This is a genomic window from Streptomyces sp. NPDC026672, from assembly GCF_040638185.1.
Taxonomy (GTDB): domain Bacteria; phylum Actinomycetota; class Actinomycetes; order Streptomycetales; family Streptomycetaceae; genus Streptomyces.
In genome coordinates this window covers 21,788-28,756 of the sequence record NZ_JBEZXS010000070.1, presented here as the reverse complement: position 1 = coordinate 28,756, position 6,969 = coordinate 21,788, and the positions used below count along the sequence as shown (strand labels likewise).

Annotated in this window: 6 protein-coding genes; 3 read left to right on the top strand and 3 right to left on the bottom strand. The window is 73.8% G+C overall.

The annotated features are described in order from the left end of the window. Positions 1 to 174: 174 nt before the first annotated feature. Positions 175 to 768: a hypothetical protein gene (locus tag AB0F77_RS40965; RefSeq protein WP_361959177.1), complete on the bottom strand. Its 594-nt coding sequence runs from the start codon at positions 766 to 768 to the stop codon at positions 175 to 177. 276 nt (positions 769 to 1,044) lie between these two features. Between AB0F77_RS40965 and AB0F77_RS40960 the strand changes: the two genes are divergently transcribed. From AB0F77_RS40960 to AB0F77_RS40950, 3 genes are all read left to right on the top strand, one after another. Next, positions 1,045 to 2,130 (top strand): exo-alpha-sialidase, encoded by a 1,086-nt coding sequence (locus AB0F77_RS40960; RefSeq protein WP_361959174.1) that lies wholly within the window; start codon positions 1,045 to 1,047, stop codon positions 2,128 to 2,130. 151 nt (positions 2,131 to 2,281) lie between these two features. After that, positions 2,282 to 2,959 (top strand): uracil-DNA glycosylase, encoded by a 678-nt coding sequence (locus AB0F77_RS40955; RefSeq protein WP_361959171.1) that lies wholly within the window; start codon positions 2,282 to 2,284, stop codon positions 2,957 to 2,959. A 225-nt stretch (positions 2,960 to 3,184) separates the two neighbouring features. Then, complete coding sequence (locus tag AB0F77_RS40950; RefSeq protein ID WP_361959168.1) at positions 3,185 to 4,108, top strand: hypothetical protein; 924 nt, start codon at positions 3,185 to 3,187, stop codon at positions 4,106 to 4,108. Positions 4,109 to 4,183: 75 nt separating this feature from the next. Here the strand turns inward: AB0F77_RS40950 and AB0F77_RS40945 are convergent, their stop codons facing one another. Both AB0F77_RS40945 and AB0F77_RS40940 read right to left on the bottom strand, forming a co-directional pair. Then, positions 4,184 to 5,212: a lactonase family protein gene (locus tag AB0F77_RS40945; protein ID WP_361959165.1), complete on the bottom strand. Its 1,029-nt coding sequence runs from the start codon at positions 5,210 to 5,212 to the stop codon at positions 4,184 to 4,186. Positions 5,213 to 5,321: 109 nt separating this feature from the next. Continuing rightward, complete coding sequence (locus tag AB0F77_RS40940; protein WP_361959162.1) at positions 5,322 to 6,920, bottom strand: FUSC family protein; 1,599 nt, start codon at positions 6,918 to 6,920, stop codon at positions 5,322 to 5,324. Positions 6,921 to 6,969 lie beyond the last annotated feature (49 nt).

The following is a 6,969-nucleotide window of genomic DNA, read 5'->3' as shown; positions in this document are numbered from 1 at the left end:
CCACGAGATGGCAGCCGCCTGATAGCCACACCCAGCACCCCTGGGCGACCCAACCCTACGAATGGCTCGATCAACCCGATCAAGAAGGTAGAGCCGCCTGAGCCGACGCGCGGGACGGCGGCCCGCGCGCGGGATGGTGGGGTGTCGCCACCGATCAGGGGCGCTCCCCGCGGCTCACCACGTCATCCGCCGCCACTGCGGGCCCAGGCGGGCCCACTCCTTGTCCCAGCGGTTCAGGCGGCGGCGTTCCAGGCGGCCGCGGACCGCGACGCCGATGACGAAGGGCACGGTCGCCGCGCTCGCACCGACCAGGGCGCCTATCAGCGCGGCCCGGAAGCCTGCCTGGTCGGGGCTGGTGGGCCGGGTCACCAGACGACCCACGGGATCCGTCCACACGGTGACCGGGGTGCCGGCCGCGCTCCCGGCGGCGACACGGACCTGACCGGTGTGGGCGGAGCCGTCGGTCACGGTCCAGCGCGCCGTCGCCCACACCCGCTCGCCGTTCACGGTACGGGCGTGCGGTTCGGACGCTCCCGGCGCCCGCTCGGCGAGCCGGGCCACGACCGGACGCCACTCCGCGCGCTCTCTGGCCAGTCCCCGCTCGACCGTCCCGTCGGCGGCAAGACCGGTGAACACCCCCGCCAGGACGGTGGCCGCCCAGGCGCCGAGCAGCACCCACGCCTCCACCGTGTCGGCACGGCGTTTGAGCGGGTTGCGCCGCCAGCGCCACAGCCACACCTTCGGACCACGGAACGCCTTCAACGGCATCCTCCTCACGAGCGCACGAACAGGCCGGACCGCCCTCCCATACGGGGGACGTCCCCTCCTTGCTCACGGCGAGCCCACGCACCGACGGTCGCACGAGACCCCCGGCCCGCGCAGGCGTATGCCGCAGCAGACTCCTGTCACCTCCTCCCGACAGGCCGACGACACCGCCCTGACCTGCGGAGACGGTCGCTGTGGGGGTGGTTGTCAGTGGTGGGGTGCAGACTGGCCGATGTCTGAGGACCACCTGTTGACAAAGACGTCCCGGAGGTGATCGGCATGACCGAGGTACTGCTCGCGGTGGGCACCCGAAAGGGCCTGTTCATCGGGCGACGACGAGGCGGAACCTGGGAGTTCGACGAGAGTCCCTACTTCAACGCACAAGCGATCCACTCGGTCGCCGTCGACACCCGGGGCGGCGCCCCGCGCTTGCTCGCGGGTGGTGACAGCGCCCACTGGGGCCCGTCCGTGTTCCACTCCGACGACCTCGGCCGCACCTGGACCGAACCGGAGCGGCCGGCCGTCAAGTTCCCCCAGGACACCGGCGCTTCGCTGGAGCGGGTCTGGCAGCTCCACCCGGCCGCGGCCGAGGCGGACGTGATCTACGCGGGCACGGAACCGGCGGCGCTGTACCGCTCGGTGGACCGCGGGGAGAGCTTCGAGCTGGTGCGGCCGTTGTGGGAGCACCCCACGCGGTCGCGGTGGGTGCCGGGCGGCGGGGGTGAGGGACTGCACACGATCGTCACCGACCGGCGCGACCCGCGCGCGGTGACCGTCGCCGTCTCCACGGCGGGGGTGTTCCGCTCCCAGGACGGCGGCGAGAGCTGGGTCCCCTCCAACTCCGGTGTCTCCGCGGTGTTCCTGCCCGATCCGAACCCCGAGTTCGGCCAGTGCGTGCACAAGGTCGCGCAGGACGCGGACGACACGGACCGGCTGTACCTCCAGAACCACTGGGGCGTGTACCGCAGCGACGACGCGGGCGCGCACTGGACCGACATCGGCGAGGGCCTTCCCTCCACGTTCGGCTTCGCCGTGGCGGCGCATCCGCACCGCGGGGACACGGCGTACGTCTTCCCGATCAACGCCGACGCCGACCGGGTGCCCGCCGGTCACCGTTGCCGGGTGTTCCGCACGGCGGACGCGGGCCGGAGCTGGGAGCCGCTGTCGGCCGGCCTGCCGGCGGAGGACCACTACGGCACGGTGCTGCGCGACGCGCTGTGCACGGACGACGCGGAGACGGCGGGCGTGTACTTCGGCAACCGTAACGGCGAAGTGTTCGCGTCGGCCGACGACGGCGACAGCTGGCGGCAGTTGGCGGCCCATCTGCCGGACGTGCTGTGTGTACGGGCAGCGGTCGTGGCATGACGGAGGACGGGGGGAACAGCATGCGGTCCGTCCGGTTCACCACCGGGAAATCGATGAAATCCAGCCACAAATCAAAAAGGTCCGATCACTGGTGGGCAGTCTTCGGTCACCGGTTGATCACCGTCCGGCGTACGGCAGTAGGGTGACGCCCGTGGCACCACGACCCTTGCATGAAATCCTCGAACCGGGCTGGGCGAAGGCCCTCGAACCCGTTGCCGGACGGATCGCCTCGATGGGCGACTTCCTGCGCACGGAGATCGCCGCGGGACGCACCTATCTGCCGGCCGGGGCGAACGTCCTGCGGGCCTTCCAGCAACCCTTCGACGAGGTGAGGGTCCTGATCGTCGGTCAGGACCCCTACCCCACACCGGGGCACGCGGTGGGCCTGTCGTTCTCGGTCGCGCCCGAGGTACGCCCGCTGCCGCCCAGCCTCATCAACATCTTCCGGGAGCTCAACTCCGACCTGGGGCTGCCGCAGCCGTCCAACGGCGACCTGACGCCGTGGTCGCAGCAGGGCGTGCTGCTGCTCAACAGGGCGCTGACCACGGCTCCGCGCAGCCCGGGGGCGCACCGCGGCAAGGGCTGGGAGGAAGTCACCGAGCAGGCGATACGCGCGCTGGCCGGCCGCGGCAAGCCGCTGGTGTCCATCCTGTGGGGCCGTGACGCCCGCAATCTGCGCCCGCTCCTCGGCAGCCTCCCGGCCGTCGAGTCCGCCCACCCGTCGCCGATGTCGGCCGACCGCGGCTTCTTCGGTTCCCGTCCGTTCAGCCGCGCCAACGACCTGCTGATCCAGCAGGGCGGCCAGCCGGTGGACTGGCGCCTGCCGTGACGGATCGTGGGGGTATGTGACGTCCTGGAAAGGGTGTTGGGGTTCCCTGTGGTGAAGAGGGCGGCAAATACGCCCTCGTGTCCTGCCGACACCACGAATCACGACGGAATGGCACGCCGCCCCCTTCCGATCCGTACGTAACTCATCAGACAAAAACGGACGGAAACCGCTCACCTGCACCCTCCCCGAACAGGGGAGCCCAAGAAGCCAGTAACATGCGGCGCCATGAGCTCCCCCACTGGGCCCGCGTCCGGCCTGCCAGTACGAATGCCGCGACCCCGCCAGCCCGGACGGCACCGCCGCCCCGAACCGCTGGTGGCACCCGAGGGCGCGCCCGCGCTCGTCCTCGCGGTTCCCGGCGCGCCCAGCGCCGACACGCGCAGCCTCGCCGAGGAGGTCGTGAGCATCGCCCGCTCCGAGCTGCCCGGCCTGGACGCGCGCATCGGGTATCTGGACGGGGACGACGACGAGTTCCCCACGCTCAGGGCCGTGCTGACGCACGCGGCCGACGAGCGCACCGCCCGCTACGAGCAGGCCGTCGCCGCGGGCTCCGACGTCAAGGAGCCCGAGGGCCCGGTCGCGGTGGTCGTACCGCTGCTGGCGGGACCCGACAGCGCGCTGCTGCGCCGGGTCCGCCAGGCGGTCATGGACAGCAAGATCGCGGCCGAGCTGACGGACGTCCTCGGCCCGCACCCGCTGCTCGCCGAGGCCCTGCACGTGCGGCTGTCGGAGGCGGGCCTGGCCCGTGCCGACCGTGCGCGCCTGTTCACCGTGGCGACCGCCGCGGACGGCATCATCCTGGCCTCCGTGGGCGGGGACGAGGCGGTGCAGGCGGCCGGGATCACCGGCATGCTGCTCGCCGCGCGCCTCGCGGTGCCGGTGATGGCCGCCGCCCTGGACGACGACGGCTCGATCGCCTCCGTCGCCGAGCAGCTGCGGTCCTCGGGTTCGCAGCAGCTGGCGCTGGCGCCGTATCTGATCGGCCCCGAGATCGACCCCGGGCTGCTGGAGGCCGCGGCGGCCGAGGTGGACTGCGCGACGGCGGAGGCGCTGGGCGCGTACCCGGCGATCGGCAAGCTCGCGCTGGCCAAGTACACGACGTCGCTGGGCATCGCCCCGCCGCAGCAGCAGGGCACCCCGGTGCGCTGACCGAGCAGGACGCACGAGGGCCCGCTCCGGCACGGAGCGGGCCCTTCGTCCTGTCCGCCCGTCCTCCGGGAAGGGTCAGCCGAAGACCACGCAGGAGGCGGCGGGCACGTCCACCGAGCCGTCGTAGCGCGGCAGGCCGGTGTCCTGGTCGATCGCGAACCAGGTGACGTTCCCGGAGCGCTCGTTGGCCGCGTAGAGGAAGCCGTCGCTCTCGGCGAGGGCGCGCGGCCATTCGCCGCCGCACGGCACCGTGCCGGTGAGCCGCAGCTCCTCGCCCTCGACGGCGAACACGGACAGCACGTCCTCGCCGCGCGTCGCGGTCCACACGAAGCGCCCGTCGGGCGAGACGACGATGCCGGACGGGTACGCGTCACCGGCCGGGGCGCCCTTCAGCACCGGCACCTCGGTCAGCGGCTTGAGAAGGCCGTCCCCCGCGTCCCAGCGGCACACCGTGACGGTCGGCGTGAGCTCGTTGAGGACGTAGGCGTGGCCGCCGCCGGGGTGGAAGGCCAGGTGGCGGGGCCCTGAGCCGGGGCGCAGGGCGATCTCGCGGTGCAGCGTGGGCGTGCCGCCGTCGAGGGTGCACACCCGCACCGAGTCGGTGCCGAGGTCGACGCTGACCGCCCAGCGACCGCTCGGGTCGGGCTGGACCTGGTGGGCGTGCGGTCCGCGCTGGCGGCGCTCGTGCGGGCCGGACCCGGTGTGCCGGAGCTGTCCGGAGGCGATGCCGAGGCTGCCGTCCGGGCGGACCGGCACGGCGGTGACGCTTCCGGACCCGTAGTTGGCGGTCAGGAGGTGGCCGTCGTAGAGGCTGAGGTGGGTGGGCCCGCCGGCGCCGACGGACACGGGCGGTCCGGCCAGCTCGGGACGGTCGCCGTGGACGCGGTAGACGGCCACCGCGCCCTCGGTCGTCTCGCTGACCGCGTACAGGGTGTTCCCGTCGGGCGAGAGGGCCAGGTAGGAGGGGTCGGGGACGCCGTCCGCGCCGGCGAGCAGGGTCAGTGAGCCGCTGGCCGGATGGACGGCGGCCGTCACGACTCCGCGGCCGCCCGCCGCCGTGAACGACCCGATGAACGCCCTCCGGCGCCTGCCGACGTCTGCCACCGCTGTCCCCTCTCGTCCGTGCGGGTCCGGGGCCGACGGTAGCAGTCGATCAGTTGCGGTCTAGACCAAGGCTCGTTCATGTCCCGCGGGGAGGCCGCCGTCCGGCGGCTCAGGCACCGACCAGAGGTGAGCCGGACGGGGCGCGCAGGGGCTCGGCGAGCTCGACGAGGGCGCGTTCGAGGCCGTGCAGATGGGCGAGGGCCGGTTCGAGAGGGGAGCGCGGCTCCGACGCGGGCCCGGCGAAGCCGTGCGCGGGCGGGACGGGGCGGCCGTACGCGGGCTCGGTGACGTGGCCCGTCGCGAGCTCGGGATCCCGGCCGGGCTCGGGGTGTGTGGGGTGGGTGAGGAGGTCGGCGCCTCGGTCCAGGGTCTCGACCGCCGTTTCGACGCGGTGGCGGGCGGCGGTGAGGCGGGCGTCGTGGGACGCCTCCGGGTCGGCGGCGACCGCGATCAGGCCGCGGATCTCCCGGGCGCAGTCGTCGAGCAGGGCGAGCACCCGGCGGGCGCGGCGCTTGCGGCCGAGCATCGGATTGAGCGGGTGGACGAGCGGGGCGACCGAGAGGCGTACCCGGCCGAGCAGCCGCTCCAGCTCCGCCGCCGGCCGTGCCGGGTCGGCGGTCGGGGAGCCGGAGAGGCGGGCGGCGGCCTCGGCGGTGCAGGCGTGGACGCAGCGCAGGGCCCGCCGGATCCAGGTGTCGGTGGTGGTGTGCGTGGTGACGGGCAGGACGAACAGCACGGCGAGGGCGGCACCGAGGGCGCCGACGGCGGTCTCCGCGAGGCGCAGTGCCAGCAGGGCCGGGGTGAGGACGCCGAGGAGGCCGTACAGCAGCTCGGCGAGCAGCGTCACGCAGAGCATCATCCAGGTGTAGGAGACGGCCGCCGAGTAGAAGATCCCGAAGACGGCCGCGGCCAGCAGGACGGTCGTGGGGACGGGCGCCCCGCCCACGGGGACGGCGATCAGCAGGCCGAGGCCGATGCCGAGGAAGGTGCCGAGGACCCGGCGGAAGCCGCGCACCAGCGTCTCGCCGCGCGAGGCGGTGTTCACGAAGATCCACCAGGTGGCGCCGACGGCCCAGTACCAGCGCTGCCCGGAGAGCAACTGGCCGGCGACGAGCGCGAAGCCGGCGCCCGCGGTCGCCTGGACGGCCTGCCGGGTGGTCACCCGGGCCAGTCCCGTGCCGCCGGGTGGCGCGGGGGCGGGAACGACGGGCAGCCGTCGCTCGTAGCACCACAGGCCGAAGCGCACGGCGGCGGCGCTCAGGACGGACAGGGTCACGGCGGCGTACAGCTCGGGCAGCCGGTCGGTCGTGGCGTGCAGGAACTGGGCGACGAAGAAGGTCATGAAGGCGAACACGCCGAGGCTGTGCCCGCGCGGCCCCCAGCGGCGGGCGTGGACGCCCGCGCCGACGACGGCGAGGAACACCAGGTCGCGGGCGACGGGGTGGGCGTGCAGCACGGCCGCTGCGGCGAGCACCGGCAGGCCGACGACGGGCAGCAGCGCGGTGGTGACCGCCTGCCCGCGGACCGTGGGATCGGCGACGGTGAACAGGGCGAGCAGCGCGGCGAGGCCACCGGTGACGGTGCCCGCGAGGGAGTGTCCGGCCGCCGCGCAGACGACGACCGCGAGCGCGATCCCGAGGACGGCCCGCGCGGCGAAGCGCAGCCGCACCCGTCCCGGATCCGGCGCCATGAACACCCGCCTGAGCACTGCCCACCGCCCCCTCTGTGCCACGGCACGAAAAAGGCGCCGCGGGGTC